Annotated in this window: 18 protein-coding genes; 9 read left to right on the top strand and 9 right to left on the bottom strand. The window is 71.6% G+C overall.

All coding sequences use genetic code 11. The features are described from left to right. Nucleotides 1-107: 107 nt before the first annotated feature. Both LZ604_RS09110 and LZ604_RS09105 read left to right on the top strand, forming a co-directional pair. Nucleotides 108-641: a DUF6114 domain-containing protein gene (locus LZ604_RS09110; protein ID WP_234514025.1), complete on the top strand. Its 534-nt coding sequence runs from the start codon at nt 108-110 to the stop codon at nt 639-641. After that, the gene (locus LZ604_RS09105) at nt 631-1,980 is read left to right on the top strand and encodes a hypothetical protein (RefSeq protein WP_234514024.1); all 1,350 of its coding nucleotides are present in this window, start codon (nt 631-633) and stop codon (nt 1,978-1,980) included. Before LZ604_RS09110 ends, LZ604_RS09105 begins: the two co-directional genes overlap by 11 nt. Before the next feature lie 93 nt (nt 1,981-2,073). Here the strand turns inward: LZ604_RS09105 and pyk are convergent, their stop codons facing one another. The 3 genes from pyk to pta form a co-directional block, all read right to left on the bottom strand. Next, on the bottom strand, nt 2,074-3,504 hold the full coding sequence (gene pyk, locus LZ604_RS09100) for a pyruvate kinase (RefSeq protein WP_234514023.1): 1,431 nt from the start codon (nt 3,502-3,504) through the stop codon (nt 2,074-2,076). Nucleotides 3,505-3,599: 95 nt separating this feature from the next. Continuing rightward, complete coding sequence (locus LZ604_RS09095; RefSeq protein ID WP_234514021.1) at nt 3,600-4,808, bottom strand: acetate kinase; 1,209 nt, start codon at nt 4,806-4,808, stop codon at nt 3,600-3,602. Continuing rightward, complete coding sequence (pta, locus tag LZ604_RS09090; RefSeq protein ID WP_234514020.1) at nt 4,805-6,895, bottom strand: phosphate acetyltransferase; 2,091 nt, start codon at nt 6,893-6,895, stop codon at nt 4,805-4,807. The genes LZ604_RS09095 and pta overlap by 4 nt, the downstream gene beginning before the upstream one ends. Nucleotides 6,896-7,159: 264 nt before the next feature. Here pta and LZ604_RS09085 point away from each other — a divergent pair, with 264 nt between their 5' ends. Then, the gene (locus LZ604_RS09085; protein ID WP_234514019.1) at nt 7,160-8,185 is read left to right on the top strand and encodes an ATP-dependent 6-phosphofructokinase; all 1,026 of its coding nucleotides are present in this window, start codon (nt 7,160-7,162) and stop codon (nt 8,183-8,185) included. 13 nt (nt 8,186-8,198) lie between these two features. Here LZ604_RS09085 and LZ604_RS09080 read toward each other — a convergent pair whose 3' ends face one another. From LZ604_RS09080 to LZ604_RS09070, 3 genes are all read right to left on the bottom strand, one after another. Then, the gene (locus LZ604_RS09080) at nt 8,199-8,828 is read right to left on the bottom strand and encodes a helix-turn-helix domain-containing protein (protein ID WP_234514334.1); all 630 of its coding nucleotides are present in this window, start codon (nt 8,826-8,828) and stop codon (nt 8,199-8,201) included. A gap of 742 nt (nt 8,829-9,570) precedes the next feature. Further along, nucleotides 9,571-10,263, bottom strand: coding sequence for a response regulator (locus tag LZ604_RS09075; RefSeq protein ID WP_234514018.1), 693 nt, complete (start codon nt 10,261-10,263; stop codon nt 9,571-9,573). Beyond that, a complete protein-coding gene (locus LZ604_RS09070) occupies nt 10,260-11,933 on the bottom strand; it encodes an ATP-binding protein (RefSeq protein WP_234514017.1) in 1,674 nt (557 codons plus the stop codon). The genes LZ604_RS09075 and LZ604_RS09070 overlap by 4 nt, the downstream gene beginning before the upstream one ends. Nucleotides 11,934-12,169: 236 nt before the next feature. Between LZ604_RS09070 and LZ604_RS09065 the strand changes: the two genes are divergently transcribed. After that, entirely contained in the window at nt 12,170-13,549 is a 1,380-nt protein-coding gene (locus LZ604_RS09065) for a cation:dicarboxylate symporter family transporter (protein ID WP_308283574.1), read from the top strand. 162 nt (nt 13,550-13,711) lie between these two features. Here the strand turns inward: LZ604_RS09065 and LZ604_RS09060 are convergent, their stop codons facing one another. Continuing rightward, nucleotides 13,712-14,320 (bottom strand): TetR/AcrR family transcriptional regulator, encoded by a 609-nt coding sequence (locus LZ604_RS09060; RefSeq protein WP_234514016.1) that lies wholly within the window; start codon nt 14,318-14,320, stop codon nt 13,712-13,714. 198 nt (nt 14,321-14,518) lie between these two features. Here LZ604_RS09060 and LZ604_RS09055 point away from each other — a divergent pair, with 198 nt between their 5' ends. Together LZ604_RS09055 and LZ604_RS09050 are read left to right on the top strand one after the other, a co-directional pair. Next, a complete protein-coding gene (locus tag LZ604_RS09055) occupies nt 14,519-16,195 on the top strand; it encodes an MFS transporter (RefSeq protein WP_234514015.1) in 1,677 nt (558 codons plus the stop codon). Between the two features lie 106 nt (nt 16,196-16,301). After that, nucleotides 16,302-17,072, top strand: coding sequence for a DUF2127 domain-containing protein (locus LZ604_RS09050; protein ID WP_234514014.1), 771 nt, complete (start codon nt 16,302-16,304; stop codon nt 17,070-17,072). Here LZ604_RS09050 and LZ604_RS09045 read toward each other — a convergent pair. Further along, nucleotides 17,062-18,036 (bottom strand): Lrp/AsnC family transcriptional regulator, encoded by a 975-nt coding sequence (locus LZ604_RS09045; protein WP_234514013.1) that lies wholly within the window; start codon nt 18,034-18,036, stop codon nt 17,062-17,064. The genes LZ604_RS09050 and LZ604_RS09045 overlap by 11 nt on opposite strands. Before the next feature lie 97 nt (nt 18,037-18,133). On the opposite strand from LZ604_RS09045, the gene LZ604_RS09040 reads away from it, so the two are divergent. The 3 genes from LZ604_RS09040 to LZ604_RS09030 all read left to right on the top strand — a co-directional run bounded on the left by LZ604_RS09040 (nt 18,134) and on the right by LZ604_RS09030 (nt 22,732). After that, complete coding sequence (locus tag LZ604_RS09040; protein WP_234514011.1) at nt 18,134-20,002, top strand: MFS transporter; 1,869 nt, start codon at nt 18,134-18,136, stop codon at nt 20,000-20,002. 14 nt (nt 20,003-20,016) lie between these two features. Beyond that, nucleotides 20,017-20,331, top strand: a complete 315-nt coding sequence (locus tag LZ604_RS09035; RefSeq protein ID WP_234514332.1) for a thioredoxin family protein — start codon at nt 20,017-20,019, stop codon at nt 20,329-20,331. 136 nt (nt 20,332-20,467) lie between these two features. Further along, on the top strand, nt 20,468-22,732 hold the full coding sequence (locus LZ604_RS09030) for a HelD family protein (protein ID WP_267971144.1): 2,265 nt from the start codon (nt 20,468-20,470) through the stop codon (nt 22,730-22,732). Nucleotides 22,733-22,788: 56 nt separating this feature from the next. Here LZ604_RS09030 and glgB read toward each other — a convergent pair. Further along, nucleotides 22,789-24,195, bottom strand: a 1,407-nt coding sequence (glgB, locus tag LZ604_RS09025; RefSeq protein WP_234514009.1) for a 1,4-alpha-glucan branching enzyme, incomplete at its 5' end; no start/stop codon positions are given.

Genomic DNA, 24,195 nt, shown 5'->3' with positions numbered 1-24,195 from the left:
GAGCCGACGGCGCCCCCGCCCGTTCCACCTTCAACCGCTCCTTCACACACCCCCCACACCCCTCGCACCACCACCCACAGCAACGCTGCACCAGGGAGCTGTTTTCCATGAGCGCCGAGACTTCTGCTGCCGAGCCCGGTCAGTTCACCCGCCGGAGGCTGCAGTTCCGCGCCTGGCGGGGCACGAGGCCGTTCTGGGCCGGACTGCTGGTCCTGCTCGGTGGCTTCCCGATCCTCTACTTCCCGTACGCGCACCTGCAGCTCGGTCACCTGACGCTGGCCATGGCCACCACCGGGGGCGCCGGTTCCCTGATCATCGGTGTGCTGCTGATAGTCCTCGGCATCAGCCTCTGGTTCCAGAAGCACGTCCGCACGTTCGCGGGTGTCGCGGCGATCCTGCTGGCGCTGGTCTCCCTCCCGGTGTCCAACTTCGGCGGCTTCGTCGTGGGCTTCCTGCTCTCCCTGGTCGGCGGCGCGATGGCCGTGTCCTGGGCGCCGGGCGTCCCGCCCGCGGAGCAGCCGGCGCAGGCGGCGGATGACGGCGATGCCGCCGAGGCGGTCCCGGGCGGGGTGAACGAGCCGCAGGACCTGACCAAGACGACCCCGGTCAACGGGACGAACGGGAGGCACAGTGCCGGCTGACGAGGTGACCCACGGGACGGACGTGGACACGTCCCGTGCGAGAACCGGGCCGCGCCACGCGGCCCCCAGGAAGCCGCTTTTCACCAGGTTCCACGTGCCGGCGGGCAAGGCGATAGCCCTGGCGGCGATGCCGACGGTCCTCATGGGAATGGGGCTGACGCCGACGCTCGCCCGCGCCGACGACCACCCGTCGTCGAAGACGCTGACGGCCGACGAGTACCAGAAGTGTGTCGAGGTCCTGGACAAGTCCAAGGATTCGAAGGACTCCAAGGACGCGTCGGCCACGCCGTCGCCGTCCGCCTCGGCGAGCGCGTCGAAGTCCGCCGACACGGCGGAGCCGCAGCCCTCGGCCTCCTCGGACAAGGCGTCGGACAAGACGTCCGACAGCACGTCGGGCACGTCCTCTTCGTCGGATTCAGGTTCCGACGACAAGGCCGCGCCCGCGCCGTCCTCCGCCAGCGGCTCCGGCACGTCGTCGGGCGGCGGATCCACGCCAAGCCCGTCGGCCTCCGCGAGCCACGGGGGTGTGCTGGACGACATCGGCAGCGCGCTCAAGAACGTCCTCACGCCCGGCGGCACCTCGTCGGGAAGCGGGGATGCGAGCTCCACGCCGTCGCCGTCCGCCTCTCCGTCCGCCTCGGCGTCCGCGAACCAGGGCACCAAGGACACCGGCGGCACGTCCGCGTCGTCCTCCGTCACCAAGACGACCGAGAAGGTCACCGACACGGTCAAGGACACCGTGAAGGACACGACGGACACGGCGACGAAGGCGGTGTCCGAGGCCACCAAGGCGGCCGACGACGCGGTGAAGGCGGCGGAGTCCGCGACCCCGAGCCCGTCCGCGAGTTCCAGTCCCCCCGCGGACTGCGTCGCGGCCACGGATGACGAGGGCGGCGTCGAGAAGATCGTGGCGCTGCCCGACCGGCCCTGGCACCTCGAGGCCAGCTCGCTGACCCTCAACGGCGCCGACTACCAGGGCGTCGTCAAGGTGCGCACCGCCAACGGCACGGTCAAGAGGGTCCTGAAGTACGTCATCTCCAACGGCACCGACATCGGGGACCTGCACCAGCTCGTCGACGGCCAGAAGGGCGAGACGTACCACGTCCAGGCCGCCAAGGGCTCCACGTCGACCATCACCGGGGGCAAGACGGTGATGTACACCGAGAGCATCTCCGGCAACCTGCTGGGGCTGATCCCGGTCACGTTCAGCCCGGACAGCCCGCCGCCGCTGAACATCCCGTGGATCTACTTCACCCATGTGAAGGTCACCCAGGCCGGCCAGTTCGGCGGCACGCTGACCATCCCGGGCATGCATCAGTACATCACCGGCGGGAGCTGAGCATCTCTCAAGGCCTTTCCGGGAGCCGCAACAGATGAGGGCGCCCCCTGTCACAGGGGGCGCCCTCATCGCCGTCATGCCGTCGGCGCGGCGTCAGCGGCGGCCGTCCTCGCCCAGGTGGTGGACGCGGACCATGTTCGTGGTGCCGGGGATGCCGGGCGGGGAGCCCGCGGTGATGACCACGATGTCGCCGTCGTTGAACCGCTTGAGCCGCACCAGGTGATGGTCGACCAGGTCCACCATCTCGTCGGTGCTGTTGACGAACGGAACGACGTGCGACTCCACGCCCCAGCTCAGCGTCAGCTGGTTGCGGGTGGACTCGTCCGTGGTGAACGCCAGGATCGGCTGGCAGGCCCGGTAGCGGGACAGCCGGCGGGCGGTGTCACCGGACTTGGTGAAGGCGATCAGGCCCTTGCCGCCCAGGAAGTCGGCGATCTCGGCCGCCGCACGCGCCACCGAACCGCCCTGCGTCCGCGGCTTCTTGCCGGGGACCAGCGGCTGGAGGCCCTTGGCGAGCAGCTCCTCCTCGGCGGCCTGGACGATCTTCGACATCGTCTTGACCGTCTCGACCGGGTACGCGCCGACGCTGGACTCGGCCGACAGCATGACCGCGTCGGTGCCGTCGAGGATGGCGTTGGCCACGTCGGAGGCCTCGGCGCGGGTCGGACGGGAGTTGGTGATCATCGACTCCATCATCTGGGTCGCCACGATCACCGGCTTGGCGTTGCGGCGGCACAGCTCGATGAGCCGCTTCTGCACCATCGGGACCTTCTCGAGCGGGTATTCGACGGCCAGGTCGCCGCGGGCGACCATCACCCCGTCGAACGCCATCACGACGTCCTCCATGTTCGCCACCGCCTGCGGCTTCTCCACCTTGGCGATGACGGGGACCCGGCGTCCCTCCTCGTCCATGACGCGGTGGACGTCCTTGACGTCGTCGGCGTCCCGCACGAAGGAGAGCGCGACCATGTCGCAGCCCATCCGCAGCGCGAATCGCAGGTCGTCGACGTCCTTCTCGGACAGGGCCGGAACGTTCACCGCCGCGCCGGGCAGGTTGATGCCCTTGTGGTCGGAGATGACGCCGCCCTCGATGACGATCGTCTTGACCCGGGGGCCCTCGACGTCCACGACCCGCAGCTCGACGTTGCCGTCGTTGATCAGGACCTGGTCGCCCATGGAGACGTCGCCCGGCAGGCCCTTGTACGTGGTGCCGCAGATCGACTTGTCGCCCGGCACGTCCTCCGTGGTGATGGTGAACTCGTCACCGCGCACCAGCTCGACCGGACCCTCCGCGAAGGTCTCCAGACGGATCTTGGGACCCTGCAGGTCGGCGAGGACGCCGATGGCCTTGCCGGTCTCGGCGGACGCGGCACGGACGCGGTCGTACCGCCCCTGGTGCTCTGCGTGGGTGCCGTGGCTGAAGTTGAAGCGGGCCACGTTCATGCCGGCTTCGATCAGAGCGACGAGCATCTCGTGGGAGTCGACCGCGGGGCCGAGAGTACAGACGATTTTCGAACGGCGCATGGGGCGATCCTATCGGTTTGTTTCGGCGCGGAATATTCCGTCTGGCGGAAAATACAAATGGGCGGGCCGGCGCTCAGTCGAGACCGCTCGAATTGCTAGTCGTCCTTTCCGACCAGTGCGTAGGTCTGCGTGGCGATCTCCAGTTCCTCGTCGGTCGGCACCACCGCGACCGCCACCCGCGCGGACGCGGGCGAGATCAGCCGGGGTGCGTCGCCGCGTACGGCGTTCAGGCCGTCGTCCACCGCCAGGCCCAGCTCCTCCAGGCCCGCCACGGCGGCCGCGCGCACCGCGGCCGCGTTCTCTCCCACGCCCGCCGTGAAGGCGACCGCGTCCACCCGGCCGAGTACCGCGTAGTACGCGCCGATGTACTTCTTCAGCCGATGGATGTAGATGTCGAAGGCGAGCCGTGCCTCCCGGTCGCCCTCGTCGATCCGGCGCTGAATCTCCCGCATGTCGTTGTCGCCGCACAGGCCGAACAGACCGCTCCTTTTGTTGAGAAGAGTGTCGATCTCGTCCATGGACATTCCGCCAACACGCTCCAAATGGAAGATGACGGCGGGGTCCAGATCGCCCGAGCGTGTCCCCATCACCAGCCCCTCCAGGGGGGTGAGCCCCATGGAGGTGTCCACGCACCGTCCGCCCCGGACCGCCGAGGCGGACGCCCCGTTGCCCAGGTGCAGCACGATGACGTTGAGCTCCTGCGGCGCCTTTCCGAGCAGCCCGGCGGTCGCCCGGGACACATACGCGTGCGAGGTGCCGTGGAAGCCGTACCGCCGGATGCGGAGCCGGTCGGCGATCTTCGGGTCGATCGCGTAGCGGGCCGCCGACTCCGGCATCGTCGTGTGGAACGCGGTGTCGAAGACGGCGACCTGCGGCAGGTCGGGCCGCAGCGCCATGGCCGTACGGATGCCGGTCAGATTGGCCGGGTTGTGCAGCGGCGCCACCGGGATCAGCCGCTCGATCTCGGTGAGCACGGCGTCGTCGATGACGGTGGGCTCGGTGAAGAACATCCCGCCGTGCACCACCCGGTGGCCGATGGCGGCCAGCTCGGTGGACTCGAGACCCAGCCCGTCCCTGGCCAGCTCCTCGGCGACCGCCTTCAGTGCGGCCTGGTGGTCGGCGATCGGCCCGTTGTACTCGCGGGTGTCGCCCGTGGTGAGCGCCGTGTGCTTGAGCCGGGATGTCTGCTCGCCGATGCGCTCGACGAGGCCCGTGGCCAGCCGGCTGTGGTCTCGCATGTCCAGCAGCTGGTACTTCACCGACGACGAGCCGGAGTTGAGGACGAGGACGCGGGAGGGGCTCACTGGGTGGTTGCCTTCTCGTGCGGGGTCTGGGCCTGGATCGCGGTGATCGCCACCGTGTTGACGATGTCCTGGACGAGGGCGCCGCGGGACAGGTCGTTGACGGGCTTGCGCAGGCCCTGCAGGACCGGGCCGACGGCGATCGCGCCGGCCGAACGCTGCACGGCCTTGTACGTGTTGTTGCCGGTGTTGAGGTCCGGGAAGATCAGCACGGACGCCTGCCCGGCGACCTCCGAGTCCGGCAGCTTGGTCGCCGCGACGGAGGGCTCGACCGCGGCGTCGTACTGGATCGGGCCCTCGGTCTTCAGATCGCCGCGGCGCAGCCGCACCAGCTCGGTGGCCTTGCGGACCTTGTCGACGTCGGCGCCGGAGCCGGAGGTCCCGGTGGAGTACGACAGCATCGCGATCCGCGGCTCCACCCCGAACTGCTCGGCGGTCGCGGCCGACTGGATGGCGATGTCGGCGAGCTGCTCGGCGTCGGGGTCGGGGTTCACCGCGCAGTCGCCGTAGACGAGCACCTTGTCGGCGAGGCACATGAAGAACACCGAGCTGACGATCTTCGTATCGGGATTGGTCTTGATGATCTCGAACGCGGGCCGGATGGTGGCGGCCGTGGAGTGCACGGATCCGGAGACCATGCCGTCGGCGAGGCCCTGCTCGACCATGAGGGTGCCGAAGTAGTTCACGTCGGCGACGACGTCGTACGCCAGCTCCACCGTCACGCCCCTGTGGGCGCGCAGCTTCGCGTACTGCTCGGCGAAGGCGTCACGCAGCTCCGAGGTGGCCGGGTCGATCAGCTGTGAGTCGCCGAGGTCGATGCCGAGGTCGGCGGCCTTCTTGCGGATCCGGTCGACCGGCCCGAGCAGCGTCAGGTCGCACACGCCGCGGCGCAGCAGCACCTCGGCGGCGTGCAGCACACGCTCCTCGGTGCCCTCGGGGAGGACGACCCTGCGCTTGTCGGCGCGGGCCCGTTCGAGCAGCTTGTGCTCGAACATCATCGGCGTGACCCGGTCGCTGCTCGGCGCGGACACCCGGGTCAGGAGGCCGGCGGTGTCGACGTACCGCTCGAAGAGCCCGAGCGCCCGCTCCGCCTTGCGCGGGGTGGCCGCGTTCAGCTTGCCCTCCAGGGAGAAGAGCCGGGCGGCGGTGGGGAAGCTGTTGCCGGACACCGCGATCACCGGGGTGCCCGGCGCGAGGCGGGCGGCGAGGGTGAGGATCTCGTCGCTGGGCACCTCGTCCAGGGTGAGCAGCACACCGGCGATGGGTGGAGTGCCGGCACTGTGGGCGGCGAGCGAGCCGATGACGAGGTCGGCGCGGTCGCCCGGGGTCACCACCAGACAGCCCGGGGTCAGGGCGCTCAGGAAGTGCGGCAGCATGGCGCCGCCGAAGACGAAGTCGAGGGCGTCGCGGGCCAGCCCCGACTCGTCGCCGAGCAGCACCCTCGCGCCGAGCGCGTGGGTGATCTGGGCGACCGTCGGCGCCGAGAGCGCGGGCTCGTCGGGAAGGACGTAACAGGGCACCGGCAGGCGGGAGTCGAGCCGCTCGGCTATCTCGTCCCGGTCCTCGCGGGCGACCCGGTTGGCGACCATCGCGAGCACGTCGCAGCCCCGTCCGTCGTAGGCGCGGTAGGCGTTGCGCACCTCGGCCCGCACCGACTCGGGGGTCTGCTTCCGCCCGCCCACGACGGGGATCACCGACGCGCCGAACTCGTTGGCGAGCCGGGCGTTGAGGGACAGCTCGTCAGGGAGCTGGGTGTCGGCGAAGTCGGTGCCGAGCACGAGGACGACGTCGTAGTCGCGCGCCACCGCGTGGAAACGCTCGACGAGGGTCGCCACCAGCTCGTCCGTGCCGCGTTCGGCCTGGAGCGCGGACGCCTCGGCGTAGTCCAGGCCGTACACGGTCGCCGGGGCCTGGGACAGCCGGTACCGGGCGCGCAGCAGCTCGAAGAGGCGGTCGGGGCCGTCGTGGACGAGCGGGCGGAAGACACCCACCCGGTCGACCTGCCGGGTCAGGAGCTCCATCACCCCCAGCTCGACGACCTGGCGGCCGTCGCCGCGGTCGATCCCGGTCACGTACACGCTGCGCGTCACGTGGGCTCTCCGTTTCGTCTCTCGGGTGGGGGTTCTTGACCGTTCCTGCGTTGATTTGTGGGGTTCTGCGAGCCGCAGAAAAATCCTCCGCGGGGGTGAGCAGAACCCTCTTGACAATACCTCTGTGCCTGGATAAGGCGCCCGTCAGGCTCGGGGATCGACGGCTAGGTCGAGGCGGGCGGAGTGAGCGCGGCACCGGCCTGTGAGCCGTGAAACAATCGGATTGGCTCACCGGTATCGACAGCAAGCAGGAGACACAGCACGATGCGCATCGGAGTCCTCACCGCGGGCGGCGACTGTCCCGGCCTGAACGCAGTGATCCGGTCGGTCGTCCATCGAGCGGTGGCCCAGTACGGCGACGAGGTCATCGGCTTCGAGGACGGCTACCGCGGCCTGCTCGAGGGTCACTACCGCACCCTCGACCTCGACGCCGTCAGCGGCATCCTGGCGCGCGGCGGCACCATTCTCGGCTCTTCCCGCCTGGAGCGGGACCGTCTGCGCGAGGCGTGCGGGAACGCCTCCGACATGATCCGTGACTTCGGTATCGACGCCCTCATCCCGATCGGCGGCGAGGGCACGCTCACCGCGGCCCGGATGCTCTCGGACGCGGGTCTGCCGGTGGTCGGCGTGCCGAAGACCATCGACAACGACATCTCGTCCACGGACCGTACCTTCGGCTTCGACACCGCCGTGACCGTGGCCGCCGAGGCCATGGACCGCCTGAAGACGACGGCCGAGTCCCACCAGCGGGTGATGGTCGTGGAGGTGATGGGCCGCCACGCCGGGTGGATCGCGCTGGAGTCGGGCATGTCGGCCGGCGCGCACGGCATATGTCTGCCCGAGCGTCCCTTCGACCCCGCCGACCTGGTCAAGATGGTCGAGGAGCGCTTCGCCCGCGGCAAGAAGTTCGCGGTGATCTGCGTCGCCGAGGGCGCGCACCCCGCCGACGGCACCATGGACTACGGCAAGGGCGAGATCGACCAGTACGGCCACGAGCGCTTCCTGGGCATCGGCACGGCGCTGGCGTACGAGCTGGAGAGGCGGCTCGGCAAGGAGGCCAAGCCGGTCATCCTCGGCCACGTCCAGCGCGGCGGCACGCCGACCGCCTACGACCGGGTGCTCGCGACCCGCTTCGGCTGGCACGCCGTCGAGGCGGCGCACCGCGGCGAGTTCGGCATGATGACGGCGCTGCGCGGCACGGATGTGGTGATGGTGCCGCTGGCCGAGGCGGTGACCGAGCTGAAGACGGTGCCCAAGGACCGGATGGACGAGGCGGAGTCGGTGTTCTAGCCGCTCGGCGGCGTCAGGAGGTGTTCCTCTCGACCGTGGACCAGAAGGTCCCGACGATGTGGTCGAGGTAGTCCCGGCCGGCCTCGCCGGAGTCCGTCGCGGCCGCCGTGGCACCCCAGTTGAGTGTGGCGACCATCTGCCCCTGGTAGTCGGCGTGCATCTCCTCGAGGACGTCCTCCAGCAGGTGCCGGCCCAGGGAGAGCAGCTTGCCGAGCGGGCGGACGTACGCCTGCCAGCGGGTGGTGACCGCGCTGCGCAGCAGTTCGGCGAGCCGGCCGTCGCGTCCGGTGACGGTGATGAAGTCGGGCAGGGTCAGTTCCAGCACGTCGGCGAGGGCGGCGGACTGCCGGTCGTTGCCGCGCCACTCGCCCGCCTCCTCCATCCTCACGTAGGCGAGGAGTTCGATCCCCACGGCGCGCGCGACGTCCTCGGGGGCGAGCCCGCGCGCGACACGGTGCTCGCGCAGGGTGCGTGGCGCGCCGATGAGTTCAGCGGGTGAGCACCACAACATGCCTGCCAGCGCGGTGAGTTCGGGGACGCTCGGGGCGGTGATCCCGCGCTCCCAGGCGATCACGAGGTCGACGGTCACATAGGGGAGCCCGTACGAGGAGCGCATGCCGTAGGCGACGTGCTCGGGGCTCATTCCGAGCGCCGCCCGCAGTCTCCGGGCGGCCAGGGCGTTGAACGGGGGAGTGGGGGGAGTGGGCTGCTGAGCCTGCGGTCGGTGCACGCGGCACAACGTAGGGCCGCGGGGCTGCGATGACTACGGTCTGTTCGGCCACACTCACGGATTGTAGGAACATACGGTTTCGGTCGTCGGGGGTTTGGCGGCCGCAGCTCGTCGTCGGCGCGAGGCGCGAAGGCCGGGAGGGCGGAGCGATCCGGGCCGGGCTGCACTTCCGTGGGCGGCGCGGAGGACGTCGGGCATGGTGACGGGGCATATGCTCACGCGGCGCGGCGATGACCGGCGGCCCGCACCGCTCGTGCCCGGTGATGGCGGGACCGGACGGGACGGCCCGGGGAGGCGGGGTTTGGGTGGGGTTGGGTGGACACGGGGAGCCCGTACGTCAGGCCGGAGGCGGGGGACGAGGGGCGCGGGCGAGCGGCGCGGGCGGCGCGAACCCGTCGGTGCCGCGCCGTGCCGGGCTGCGGGACCGCCTCGATACCGCCGCCACGTGGTGACTGGCTCAGCGCGGTCTCCGCTGACCCGCTCGGTGAAGAGCGGCCGGGGCAGCTGACCCCCACCCCGCCCTCGCCACCGTAAGGCCGGACGGCGTGCATGACGCCCTCCCATGGACGCCCTTACCCTTCCCCCGGCTTCCCCGGCTCTCCCGGCTTGTGCGGCGAGTCGGGTCGCACGGCACCCCGGGCGTTCGCCGTCCCGCTCACCGCGTCGCGCCCGCCGCCCGGACCCAGCGGTACACCAGCTCCGGTCGCCCCACCTGCCCGTACAGCGGACTGCGCCCCGCCCGGCCCGCCTCCACCAGATGCTCCAGGTAGCGGCGGGCGGTGATCCGGGAGATGCCGACGGCCTCGGCGACCCCCGCGGCGGTGAGCCCCTCCTCGCAGTCCCGCAGCGCACCGGTCACCCGCTCCAGCGTCGGGGCGCTCAGTCCTTTGGGCAGCGCAGCCGGTCCCGGTGCCCGCAGGGTGGCCAGCGCCCGGTCAACCTCCTCCTGGCCGCTCGCCTCACCCGCCGCGCCCCGGAACTCCGCGTACCGCACCAGCCGGTCCCGCAGCGTCGCGAAGGTGAACGGCTTCAGCACGTACTGGACCACTCCCAGCGACACCCCCTCCCGCACCACCGCCAGATCCCGCGCCGACGTCACCGCGATCACGTCCGCGTGGTACCCGGCGGCCCGCAGGGAGCGCGCCAGCTGAAGGCCGTGCACATCCGGCAGATGCAGATCCAGCAGGAGCAGGTCCACGGGCGTCCGGTCCAGCAGGCGCCGCGCCTCCGCGCCCGTGCGCGCCTTGCCCACCGCGGTGAAGCCCGGCACCCGGCCCACGTACATCACATGGGCGTCGGCGGCGACCGGGTCGTCCTCCACGACGAGGACGCGGATGGGCGCGGTCATGTGTCACCTCCGGGCACAGCGGGTTCGGCGGAAGCCCCGGGAACCTCCTCGGTCCTCCCCGAGGCCGCCCCCACGGTAGGCAACGGGATCCGCACCTCGAACTCGGCCCCGCCTCCCGCGGCCCCGGACACGGTCAGCGCGCCCTCGTGGCGGCGTACCGTCTGGCGGACCAGTGCCAGGCCGAGGCCCCGGCCGCCGGATGCGGTCGCCGGCTTGGTGGACCAGCCGCGCCGGAACACCGCCTCCGCGTGCGCGGGATCGACTCCGGCGCCCGTGTCCGACACCCGCAGGACCAGCTCCGCCTCCCCCGCGCAGGCGGTCACCGTGACCCGTGCTCTCCCGGAGCCCTGCGCCGCGTCCACCGCGTTGTCGATCAGGTTGCCGAGGATCGTGACCAGGTCCCGGGCCGGGAGCGACGGAGGCAGCAGCCCGTCGTCGATGCGGCTGTCCCGCGATATCACCAGCTCCACGCCCCGCTCGTTGGCCTGCGCCGCCTTGCCGAGCAACAGGGCCGCGAGCACCGGCTCGTTCACGGCGGCGACCACCTGGTCCGTGAGCGCCTGCGCCAGTTCCAGTTCGGCCGTGGCGAAGTCGACGGCCTCCTGCGCGCGGCCCAGCTCGATCAGCGAGACGACCGTGTGCAGACGGTTGGCCGCCTCGTGTGCCTGGGAGCGCAGCGCCTGGGTGAAGCCGCGCTCCGAGTCCAGCTCGCCCGTCAGCGACTGGAGCTCGGTCACATCGCGCAGGGTGACCACGGTGCCCCGGCGTTCGCCGCCGGAGACCGGGGAGGTGTTGACGACCAGAACGCGGGTCGCCGTCAGATGGACCTCGTCGACCCGGGGCTCGGAGGACAGTAGCGCGCCCGTCAGCGGTGCCGGCAGGCCCAGGTCGGCCACCGAGCGGCCGACCACCTCGCCGGTCACCCCGAGCAGCTCCCGGCCGCCGTCGTTGATCAGCGCCACCCGGAACCGGCCGTCCAGCATCAGCAGGCCCTCGCGCACGGCGTGCAGCGCGGCCTGGTGGTAGTCGTGCATACGGCTCAGCTCGGTGGCGTTCATGCCGTGCGTGGAGCGGCGCAGCCGGGCGTTGATCACATAGGTGCCGACGGCGCCCAGAGCCAGCGCTCCGCCCGCCACCGAGACCAGGGTCGTCACCTGTTGCCGGACCCGGGCCGAGACGGTCTCGACCTTGATGCCCGCGCTCACCAGGCCGACGATCCGGCCGCCGTCGCGGATGGGTGTGACCGCGCGCACCGACGGGCCCAGGGTGCCGGTGTAGGTCTCGGTGAACGACTCGCCCTTCAGTGCGCGGGCGGTGTGGCCGAGGAAGCGCTCGCCGATCAGTGCCGGGTGGGGGTGGGTCCAGCGGATGCCCCTCGGGTTCATGATCGTGACGAAGTCGACGCCCGTGTGCCGCTGCACCTGGGACGCGTACGGCTGGAGCGTCCGCGTCGGGTCCGGGGTGCGGATCGCCGTCCGCACGGAGGGCGCGTCCGCGACCGAGCGGGCCACGGCCATCGCCTGCCGGCCGGCCGCGTCCCGGGCCTGGCCGCGGTCGCTGACGTAGGAGAAGAGGGCGTACCCGGCGACCAGCACCGCGATCAGCACGGCCTGCATCGCGAAGAGCTGACCGGCCAGGCTGCGGGGTCTCGGAAGTCTGGGCAGGCGCATGCGTTCAGTCTGCCTCGCGGTCCCGGATCGCCGTATCGCCGTACACCCGTCCCGCTCGCCGTATAAGCGTGAACTAAATGAACGGAAGGGTGACCGCCCTCACAGGGCGGGAGATAGTCACACCGCATCCCCCGGGGGCGTGCCGCCTCCCGGTCACCGGGAGCACACCCCCGGTTTTCCCCGGACGTGAGCCGCACGCCGGATCGATCCGACAACGTCGTCGAGGAGGGGCAGCCGTGGCCAGCACAGCCCGAACGGCACCTGCCGAGCCCGCCGCCAGGCGGGACCGCACCCACTATCTCTATCTCGCGGTGATCGCCGCGGTGCTCCTCGGCATCGCCGTGGGGTTCGCCGCGCCCGATGCCGCCAAGGAGCTGAAGCCGCTCGGCACGGGCTTCGTGAACCTGATCAAGATGATGATCTCGCCGATCGTCTTCTGCACGATCGTCCTCGGCGTCGGCTCCGTCCGGAAGGCCGCCAAGGTCGGCAAGGTGGGCGGGCTCGCCCTCGGCTACTTCCTCGCGATGTCCGTCGTCGCGCTCGCCATCGGGCTCGTCGTCGGCAACGTCATCCACCCCGGCAGCGGGATGCATCTGACCGAGGCCGTCAAGGGCGTCGGGCACGAGCAGGCCAAGGCCGCCGCCGAGGGACCGGTGGACTTCGTGCTCGGGATCATCCCGACCACCTTCGTGTCGGCCTTCACCGAGGGAAAGGTGCTCCAGACGCTGCTCGTCGCGCTGCTCGTGGGCTTCGCGCTGCAGGCCATGGGGCGCGCGGGCGAGCCGGTCCTGCGCGGGGTCGAGCACATACAGAAGCTGGTCTTCCGGGTGCTCGCCATGATCATGTGGGCGGCTCCGGTCGGTGCCTTCGGCGCCATGGCGGCCGTGGTGGGCGAGACCGGTGTGGACGCGCTGAAGGCGCTGGCCACGATCATGGTCGGGTTCTATGTCACCTGTCTGCTGTTCGTCGGGATCGTGCTCGGCACGCTGGTGCGCGTGGTGGCCAAGGTCAACATCTGGTATCTGCTGAAGTACCTCGGCCGTGAGTTCCTGCTGATCGTGTCCACCTCCTCCTCGGAGTCCGCGCTGCCGCGGCTCATCGCGAAGATGGAGCACCTGGGTGTCGGCCGTCCGGTCGTCGGCATCACCGTGCCGACCGGCTACTCCTTCAACCTCGACGGCACGATGATCTATCTGACGATGGCGTCCCTCTTCATCGCGGACGCGCTGGACCAGCCCATGGGGATCGGGCAGCAGATCGGCCTGCTGCTGTTCATGATGGTCGCCTCCAAGGGCGCGGCCGGTGTCTCCGGTTCCGGTGTCGCGGTCCTGGCCAGCGGTCTTCAGTCGCACAAGCCCGCCCTGGTGGACGGCGTGGGCCTGATCATCGGCATCGACCGGTTCATGAGCGAGGCCCGCGCCGTGACGAACTTCGCGGGCAACGCGGTCGCCACCCTCCTCATCGGCACCTGGACGGGTGAGGTCGACAAGGAGCGGGTGCAGCGGGTGCTCGCCGGCGAGATCCCCTTCGACGAGCGGACGCTGCTGGACGAGGACGGCCACGCCCGCACCCCGATGCCCGAGCAGGGCGGCGAGAGGGAGCCGGTCAAGGCCTGAGCCTCCCGCATCCCCCGTACCCCGGGCGGCTGGACCGTTCCCCCGTCGACCAGCCGCCCGGTCCGCGACCTCGCGGACCCCGAGCGGCCGGGCCCCCCGTGGGCCCGGCCGCTCGGTTCTCCTTGGGCCCCGGAGCAGCCGGTCACGGCGCCCGAGGGCCCGTCAGCCGGTGAGCTTCGCCACCAGTTCGGTGGCCCGGGGAGCGGGTACGCCCACCGCGGTCAGCAGGGTGACCGCGGCCGAGGGTCCCGCCTCCCGGGCCGGGAGCAGTCCGTCGTTCACCGCCTCCATCAGGGCGAACAGCATCTGCTCGTGGACGTACGCCAGCGCCTTGGGCGGCAGCGGCGAGAGGAACACGCCCTGCTCCAGGCCGTCGGCCAGGACCGCGGCACAGGCCGCGCGGACCGGCGCGAGACGCTCGCGGATTCCCTGCACGGTGACGCTGCGCTGGGCCAGCGCCACCAGGATCCGGTAGCGGTCGGCGACCTCCCACACCGCCAGCGTCGAGCGGGCCACCGCCTCCACCGGGTCCGCCAGGCCTTCGCGGCCCGCCGCGTGGGCCGCGGCGACCGCCTCCACGGCGCCGTCGACGAGCGTGCCGATGAGCGCCTCACGGCTCGGGAAGTGCCCGTAGACCGTGCGCCGCACGACACCGGCGGCCCGGGCGATCTGGTCCATGGACGCGTCGGGGTCGCGCAGCAGCTCGGTGAGCGCGACCTCGAGGATGCGGCGGCGGTTGGCATCGGCCCGGCTGGCGTTACCCGTGGTCATGGCTGCCATTCTGCACGGCCCCGAGGCGCGCCCGCGCGCCTGGACGGGGCCTTCACCTCCTTCATTTGCACAGCAGTGTGCAACGCCGTACATTGCACATGGTTGTGCAAGTTCACAACTCTGTGCAACTCATCGGCGGGTGAAGCCGCCGACCTGCGCACCCCGCTCGGCAACGGAGAAAGAGGAAGGCCCGCACCCATGCGTCTCGTCATGAACGAACCGGTCGAGAGGATGGACCGGCCCTACGCCCGGCGCTGGTGGGCGTTGGTGGTGCTCTGTCTGAGTCTGCTGATCATCGTGATGGCGAACACCGCCCTCACCGTCGCCGCGCCCGACATGACCCAGGACCTCGGCCTGTCCAGCGCTGACCTTCAGTGGGTCATCGACGGCTACACCGTCCCGTACGCGGCCCTGATGCTGCTGCTCGGCGCGATCGGCGACAAGTACAGCCGGCGCGGCGCGCTCGTCCTCGGGCTCGTCGTCTTCGGCGGGGGCGCCGTCTTCGGCTACCTCGCCGACAGCGCCGCGACGGTCATCGCGGCCCGCGCCGTGATGGGCGTCGGTGCCGCGCTGATCATGCCCGCCACCCTCTCCCTTCTCGCCGCGACCTTCCCGCGCGCCGAGCGGGCCAAGGCGATCACCCTGTGGACCGCCACCGCCGGTCTCGCCATCGCGGCGGGACCGCTGGTCGCCGGGGCGCTCCTCAAGGGCCACGGCTGGTCGTCCACGTTCCTGATCAACGTGCCGGTCGCCGCGGTGGCGCTCGTCGCCGCCTTCGTCCTCGTGCCCCCGTCCCGGGCCGCGCACCACGAGCGAATCGACTACGTCGGCGGAGCGCTGTCGGTCCTCTGGGTCGGCTCCCTCGTCTACATGATCATCGAGGGGCCGCACTTCGGCTGGGGCACCAAGGCCGTCACGGCGGCCGTCGTCGCGGGCGTCTCGCTCGTCCTGTTCGTCGCCTGGGAGCTGCGCCACCCGCGCCCGGTCCTCGACGTGCGCCGCTTCGCACACCGCCGCTTCGCCGGTTCCAACCTCGCCGTCGCCCTGTTCTTCCTCGCCGTCTTCGGTGCCTTCTACTACCTCACCCAGCACCTCCAGTTCGTGCTCGGCTACGACGCCCTCCAGACCGGGGTGCGGATGCTGCCGCTCGCCGGCGCGGTGTTCGTCGGCTCGGCGCTGACCGGCTACCTCACCCCCCGCATCGGCATGAAGATCACGGTGACCGCGGGCATGGTGGGCGGCACGGCCGCACTCGCGCTGCTCACCCGGATCGACTCCGCCTCGACCTACGGCGACTTCGTACTGCCCCTGGTGATCCTCGGTCTCGCGATCGGCCTCGCGCTCTCGCCCTGCACGGACGCGATCATGGGCGCGTTCCCGGAGTCCGAGCTGGGCGTCGGCGGCGCGGTGAACGACACCTCCCTGGAGCTCGGCGGCTCGCTCGGCATCGCCCTCCTCGGCTCGGTCCTCGCGAACGCGTACTCCTCGCATCTGACCGACGCCACGGCCGGCAGCGGGCTCCCGCCGCGCGCCCTGTCCACCGCCCAGGACTCCGTCGGTGCCGGATACGCGGTCGCGCAGGGCATCGGGGACAAGGCCAGGCAGCTCGCCGAGGAGGCCGCGCATGCCCAGAACGCCCGGCAGGCCGCACAGCTCAAGGCGCAGGCCGACCAGCTCGCCCACGGCGCACGGCAGATGGCCGACGCCGTAGGCTCCTCCTTCGCGGACGCCGTCGCCCACACCAGCCTGGTCGGCGCGGTGATCCTCGGCGTCGGGACCGTGCTGGTCGGCGTGCTGCTGCCGCGCAAGCCGGGCGCCGCCGTCGCCGAGGAGCACAATGAGGAGCCGGAGCTGGTGGACGCCGGAACCCGCTGACCTTCCGCGGAACCCCGTCCCCCGCACCGACGTCTCGTAGGACATGCACGGACGTGCCGTGCCGGACCCGACCGGCACGGCACCCTGGTTCGAAAGGCACGGGGGCATGAAGATCGACTGGGACCGGCGCACGTGTGCGCGCCGCGGGCACGTGACCTACGCGCCCGACGACCCCAGGCTGCGGGTGCGGCTGCACGCCCGGACGGCACTCGGGGACGTGTGGCGCTGTCTGCGCTGCGGCGACTTCGTGCTCGGCGAGCCGCACGGCACCGGACCGGCCGACGACGCGCCGCTCGTACCGCGCGGGAAGGTGCTGCGCGACCTGTTCATCCTGCGCTTCCTGGCGGTCGAACGGGCCGTGCGCGGTGTCTTCATCGTGCTGGTCGCGGTGGCGGTGTGGAGGTTCAGCAACAGCCAGGACGCCGTGCGGCGGCTCTTCAACGAGTACCTCGACGTGTTCCGCCCCGTCTTCCGGCACTTCCACTACGACCTCGACCACTCACCGGTCGTCGGCACCATCCAGAAGGCCTTCGGCTACCGGCACTCCACACTGCTCCTGGTGGCCGGGCTTCTCCTGGTGTACGCACTGATCGAGCTGGTCGAGGCGGTCGGGCTCTGGTACGCCAAGCGCTGGGCGGAGTACCTGACCGTCGTCGCCACCGCGGCCTTCCTTCCGCTGGAGATCTACGAACTCACCGAGCACATCAGCGCGCTGAAGATCACCACACTGGTCCTCAACATCCTCGCGGTCCTCTACATCGCCCTCGCCAAGCGGCTGTTCGGGCTGCGCGGCGGCCGCAAGGCGTTCGACGAGGAGCGGCACAGCGCCTCCCTCATCGAGGTGGAGGAGTCGGCGGGCCTCGTGGTCACCTCCTGACCCGCGCCGGCGCCGGACCCAGTGGGCCCGCGCCCTTGACCGTGCGCAGCACCGGCGCGGATTCCAGCGAGCGGATCGCGTCCAGAGCGCCCAGACGCCGGGTCAGATAGGCGTGCAGCCCCGCCGGGTCGGGGCACAGCGCCTGGGCGACCAGGTTCGTGGGGCCGGTCGTCGCAGCCACGAACGCCAGCTCGGGATGGCCTGCGAGGGCGCGCGCCACCTCGTCCAGGCGGGCGGGCGCGACCGACATCCACAGCAGCGCCTGCGCGATCGCGCCCAGCACCGTGTCGTCCAGGTCGACATCGAAGAAGAGCGCCCCGGAGGCCTGGAGCTCGGCCAGCCGGCGCGCGACCGTGGCGGGCGACCAGCCGGTGGCCGCGGCCAGCTCGGCATGGCTCGCCCGGCCGTCCCGCCCGAGCGTCTCCAGCAGGGGCAGATCGGTATCGGCGAGCGGGCGTACGGTCACCGGCCCCTCGCGGCCCGGACGCAGCAGTCGCACCTGATCCGCCGTCAGCACCGCCTCCCGGCCCCGCCAGCCCGTCGGCCCGCCCCGGTAGACGTGCAGCAGACAGTGCGCCGAGACCGCGGTGATCCCGTTCGTGCGCGGCAGGTCGTGCAGCAGCAGTGTGTGCCCGTCGTCCGCGGGGGTCTGCACCACGGCCAGGATCTCCGTGCCGCCCGAGGCGAGCCGCACCCAGGACGTGTCCGGCCGCCGGGCCAGCGCCCGCGCCAGGTCCTGCGCGGTGTGCGGGCCCGCGCCGAGCCGCAGCAGCCACTGGGTGCGCCCGGCGCGCCCCGGCTCCGCCAGCCCCACGACTCGCAGCGACGCCTCGGCCGCCAGCCGCCGGAAGCGCCGTGCCACCGTCTGCGTCGACACCCCGAGCACCGACCCGATGCGGCTGAACGGGGCCCGGCCGTCGACGTGCAGCGCGTGCACCAGTGCCCGGTCGAGCGCGTCGATCATGGATGAATCCCTCAACAGTTGTCTCTGCATGGAAGAAATCCGCAGTCTAGGCCCCCTGAATGGAATGCACAGGGCGCTCGCCCCCACGCTCGTCGGCATGCAGAACAGTCACTCCCTGCGCTGGGCGGCGCTCACCGTCCTTCTCGTCGCCGAGGCGATGAACCTCCTCGACGCCACGATCACCAACGTGGCCGCGCCCGCCGTCCACGCCGATCTCGGCGGCCCGGTCTCCGCGATCCAGTGGTACGGCGCCGCGTACACCCTGCCGTTCGCCGTGCTGCTCGTCACCGGCGGCCGCCTCGGCGACATCGCCGGCCGCCGGCGGGTCTTCCGGGCCGGGACGGCCGTTTTCGTCCTCGCGTCCCTCCTGTGCGCCTGCGCGCCCGCCACCGGAGCGCTCCTCGCCGCGCGGGCCGTGCAGGGCGCCGCCGCCGCGCTGGTGATCCCACAGACCATCGGACTGATACGCGCCCTGTTCGACGGGGACGAGCTGGCCCGTGCCATGGGCTGGATCGGCCCGGTGATGGGCCTGGCCTCGGTCTGCGGACCGGTCATCGGCGGGGTGCTCACCCATGCCGCGTCCTGGCGGGCGGCGTTTCTCGTCGATGTCCCGCTCGGCATCGGGGTGCTCCTCGCCACCCCGCTGCTGAGGGAAGACCGGTCGCTGCGGCGCCCCCGGCTGGACCCGCTCGGGACGGCCCTGGCGACCGCCGCCGCCGGGCTGGTCACCTATCCGCTGATCGAGGGCGCCGGCCCCTTGCGGTACACCGTGACCTGGACCGCGGGCCTCGCTCTGACCGCCGTCTTCGCCGTGCACCAGCGGCGCCGCAACCGCCTCGGCCGCAGCCCTCTCGTCGAGCCCGGCCTCTTCGCCGACCGAGGTTTCCCGGCCGCGCTGCTGTGCTCCGTGCTGTTCTTCGCGGTGGTGACCGGGCTGACGCTGGTCGTGGTCGTCCAGCTGCAGCTAGGACCGCACATCGGGGTGCTTCCCGCCGGTCTGACCCTGCTGCCCTGGTCGTGCGGGATGGCCGTCGCGTCCTGGACCGCGGGGGCGCGGCTGGTGCCGGCGTACGGGGCGCGGGTCCTGCACATCGGGCTCGGTGTGCTGCTCGCCGGGGTCCTGGGCGCCGTCGCCGCGTACGCCGTCGTCCCGGACGGCCGTTACCCATGGCCGCTGCTGCCCGTGCTCGCCGTGTGCGGGATGGGTCAGGGGCTGTTCGCGGTGCCGTTCTTCACCACGGCGCTGCACCGGGTGCGCCCGCACGAGACCGGTTCCGCGGCCGGGCTGCTCAACGCGGTGCAGCAGCTCGGGTCGACGCTCGGGGTCGCCCTGCTCGGCAGCGTGTTCTTCGCCCGGGGCGCCGGGGCCGCGTTCGCCGCGGCGGCCGGGCTGCTGCCGGCCGCCGGGGTGGCCGGTGCGTTGATAACGTCCGGGCCGCGCGGTCGCGCGGCTGACTGGGGTGCCTCGGCGCGGCCGCTGCCGCCGACCGGCCGACGCGTTGCCTTGACGTCGGCGTCAAGGGCTACGGTCGGGCGCATGCGAATCGGCGAGCTGGCGGCACGGGCCGGAACCACCACACGGGCCCTGCGGTACTACGAGTCGCGGGGGCTGCTGACCGCGCGGCGCACAGGCAACGGGCACCGCGCCTACGACGAGCGCGATCTGAAGCTGGTGCGGCAGATCCGCACGCTCCGGGACTTCGGGTTCGACCTGGAGGAGACGCGGCCCTTCGTGGAATGCCTGCGGGCCGGGCACCCCGAGGGCGACTCGTGCCCGGCGTCGCTCGCGGTCTACCGGCGCAAGCTGGACGAACTCGACGCGTTGATCGACGAGTTGCGGGCGGTGCGGGCGACGGTCGGGGCGCAGCTGGAGAAGGCGGAGGAGGCGCGCGACGCGCTGGCGGCCGAGGCGGGGGTTCCGGGTGGTCCGGAACCGGTGTGCGAACTGGGAGGGCGACAGCGGTGATCAGGGCGGCAGGAGTGGCCGAGGTGACGGACGCGGACTTCCGCGAGGAGGTGATCGGGGCGGAGCTGCCCGTCCTGGTGGAATTCACCGCCGACTGGTGTCCGCCGTGCCGGCAGATGGGGCCGGTGCTCAGTGCGCTGGCGGCCGAGCAGGAGGGCCGGCTCAAGGTGGTGCAGCTGGACGTGGACACCAATCCGGCGACGACGAACGCGTACAAAGTGCTGTCCATGCCGACCTTCATGGTGTTCCGCGGCGGCGAGCCGGTGAAGGCGATGGTGGGGGCCAGGCCCAGGCGACGGCTCCTTGAGGAGCTGTCCGACGTGCTCTGACCCGTCATCACGAAGAAATCCCCCGGGCAATTGCGCCCGGGGGATTTCTTTGCGTATATTCAATGATTCGCGACTTCAGCGAAATCGGGGCCGCGAAGAAGTTCAGTGAGCACAGTATATCGGGTCGGGAGCGGAATTGTCAAACACCGAATTTCCGGACGATGAATTGCGGCATGAGCAGGAATTCATCGACGGGCTGTACGCGCGCGTGGACGTGCTGCGCGGCGACACCGAGAGTTCCGTGGCGGATGCGCTCGGGCAGGGTGACAAGCCCATGCAGGCCCGGCTGGAACGGGACATCCTCGTCGCCGAACGCTCGGGGCTGCTGGCGGCGCTGAACGCCGTGGACGGTTCGCTCTGCTTCGGCCGTATCGACCTCGCCTCCGGGCCGAGCCACCACATCGGCCGCATCGGGCTGCGCGCCGACGACGCGGACCGCACGCCGATCCTCATCGACTGGCGGGCCGAGGTCGCGCGCCCCTTCTACCTGGCCACCGGCCACACCCCGTTGGGGCTGCGCAGGCGCCGGCACATCGCCACCGACGGGCGCCGTGTCACCTCCCTGCACGACGAGATCCTCGACCTCGCCGACCACGAGCGCACCGGCCACGAGGACCCGTCCGGTGACGCCGTGCTGCTGGCCGCGCTCACCTCCGCCCGCACCGGCCGGATGAGCGACATCGTGCAGACCATCCAGGCCGACCAGGACCGGATCATCCGCGCACCGCACCGGGGCGTGCTGGTCGTGGAGGGCGGCCCCGGCACCGGCAAGACCGCCGTCGCTCTGCACCGGGCGGCCTATCTGCTCTACGAACACCGGGAGTTGCTCGCCCGCCGTGCCGTGCTCATCGTCGGCCCGAATCCCGCGTTCCTCGGCTACATCGGGGAGGTGCTGCCCTCGCTGGGCGAGACCGGCGTGCTGCTGGCGACCGTCGGCGAACTGTTCCCCGGGGTCAGGGCCACCGCGGCCGACAGGCCCGAGGCGGCCGCCGTCAAGGGCCGCGCGGAGATGGCCGACGTGCTGGCCCGGGTCGTGCGCGACCGCCAGGCGCTGCCCGACCCGGTCATCGCCATCGAGCACGACCGGGACGTACTGCTGCTCGACGACGGGCTGGTGAACGTGGCCCGCGAGCGCACCCGGGCGGCGAAGCTGCCGCACAACGTGGCGCGCGAGCACTTCGAGGGCCACATCCTCAACACCCTGACGGACATGGTCGCCGAGCGGATCGGGACCGACCCGTACGACGGCTCGAACTTCCTCGACGCGAGCGACATCACCCAGATCCGCGACGAACTCGCGGAGAACCCCGAAGTCTGGTCGGCGATCGACCGCTTGTGGCCGCGGCTGACCCCGCAGCGGCTGGTCGCGGACTTCCTCGCCGACCCGGCGGGATATGTGTCCGACGAGGACGCCGCCGCCATCCGCCGCCCGGTCACGCGGGCCTGGACCGCCGCCGACGTGCCGCTGCTCGACGAGGCGGCCGAACTCCTCGGCGAGGACGACCGGGTGGCGCGCGCCCGCGCCGAACGCGAGCGCGAAGCACAGGTGTCGTACGCGCAGGGCGTGCTCGACGTGTCGTACGCCTCCCGGACCTATGAGTTCGAGGACAAGGAGGACGGCGACCCCGACGCCTCCGAGGTGCTGTCCGCACACGACATCATCGACGCGGAGCGGTTCGCGGAACGGCACGAGGAGGCGGACCACCGCAGCGCCGCCGAGCGCGCGGCGGCCGACCGCACCTGGGCGTTCGGGCACATCATCGTCGACGAGGCACAGGAGCTGTCACCGATGGCGTGGCGGCTGCTGATGCGGCGCTGCCCGACCCGCTCCATGACACTGGTCGGGGATCCGGCGCAGACGGCCGAGGCCGCCGGGGTCGGCTCCTGGTCGCGCATCCTCACCCCGTACGTCGAGGACCGCTGGGAGCACACGCGCCTCGGTGTCAACTACCGCACGCCCGCCGAGATCATGGAGGTCGCGGCGGCGGTCGTACGGGCCGAGGACCCGGACTTCGAGCCGCCCAGCTCGGTGAGGTCCACCGGGGTGCGGCCCTGGGTGCGCGCCACCGACGACCTGCCCGGCGCCGTGGCCGAGGCGGTCCGGGAGCTGACCCCCTCCGAGGGCCGGCTCGCGGTGATCGCCCCGCGCGATCTGCACCGGTCGCTCGCCGCACGGCTGGACGGGGTGACGGCGGGCGCGGAGCCCGACCTGACGCGGACCGTGGTCCTGCTCGACCCGCGCCAGTCCAAGGGGCTCGAATTCGACTCCGTCCTGGTGGTCGAGCCCGGCCGGTACGGCACGAGTGACCTCTATGTGGCCCTGACCCGGGCGACACAGCGGCTGGGCGTCCTGCACCGGGCGCCCCTGCCACGGGCCCTGGCCGAGGCGCCGACGGCATAGCGGTGGCCGCCTCCGGGGGCCGCCGCCCCCGGAGGCGACGCAGGGGCCGAGAAGTGTCAGGCGGGCCGCAGCCACACCGTCGCCAGCGGCGGCAGCGTCAGCCGGATGCTCGCCGGGCGGCCGTGCCAGGGGGTGGGTTCCGGTTTCAGCGGGTCCGGGTTGTGGACGTCGCTGCCGCCGTAGCGGGCCGCGTCGGTGTTGAGGACCTCGTGCCAGGCCGGCACGTCGTCCGGGACGCCCAGGCGGTAGTCCTGGCGGGCGACCGGCGAGAAGTGGGACACCGCCAGCAGGGGTGTGCCGCCCGCGTCGAAGCGCAGGAACGCCAGCACGTTGTCGTCGGCCGCGTCCCCCACCACCCACTGGAACCCGGACGGTTCGGTGTCACGCTGCCACAGGGCGGGAGTCCGGCGGTAGACGGTGTTCAGCTCGCGTACCAGGTCGCGCACGCCCCGGTGGTCGGCCGCGGCTCCGTAACCGGTATCCAGCAGCCACCAGTCGGGGCCGTGCGCCTCGGACCATTCGGAGCCCTGGGCGAACTCCTGTCCCATGAAGAGGAGTTGCTTGCCCGGGTGGGACCACATGAAGCCGAGATAGGCGCGGAGGTTGGCACGCTGCTGCCACCAGTCGCCGGGCATCTTCGACACCAGCGACCGCTTGCCGTGCACCACCTCGTCATGGGAGATGGGCAGCACGTAGTTCTCGCTGTAGGCGTACACCATCGAGAACGTCATCTCGTGGTGGTGGTACTTGCGGTGGACCGGCTCGTGGGTCATGTACTGGAGCGAGTCGTGCATCCAGCCCATGTTCCACTTCAGGCCGAAGCCCAGGCCCCCGAAGCCGCTCGGGCCCCGATGGTGGGTGGCGCGGGTGACGCCGTCCCAGGCGGTCGACTCCTCGGCGACGGTCATCACACCGGGATTGCGGCGGTAGACCGTGGCGTTCATCTCCTGGAGGAAGGCCACGGCGTCCAGGTTCTCCCGGCCGCCGTGCTCGTTCGGCCGCCACTGGCCGTACTCGCGTGAGTAGTCCAGGTAGAGCATGGAGGCGACCGCGTCCACGCGCAGGCCGTCGATGTGGAACTCCTCGCACCAGTACACGGCGTTGGCGACGAGGAAGTTGCGCACCTCGCGCCGTCCGTAGTCGAACTCCAGCGTCCCCCAGTCCGGGTGTGCGGCCCGCAGCGGGTCCTCGTGCTCGTACAGGGGGCGCCCGTCGAACTCGGCCAGCGCCCAGTCGTCGCGCGGGAAGTGCGCCGGTACCCAGTCCATCAGGACGCCGATGCCCGCCTGGTGCAGCGCGTCGACCAGGTACTTGAAGTCGTCGGGGGTGCCCAGGCGGGCGGTGGGCGCGTAGAAGCCGGTGACCTGGTAGCCCCAGGAGCCGCCGAAGGGGTGCTCGGCGACCGGCATCAGCTCGACATGGGTGAAGCCCAGGTCCTTCACATACGCGGGCAGCTGTTCGGC

It is taken from the genome of Streptomyces glomeratus, assembly GCF_021462825.1.
Taxonomy (GTDB): Bacteria; Actinomycetota; Actinomycetes; order Streptomycetales; family Streptomycetaceae; genus Streptomyces; species Streptomyces glomeratus.
The sequence above is the reverse complement of the archived record's forward strand: the minus strand, read 5'-3'. Positions and strand labels throughout refer to the sequence as shown.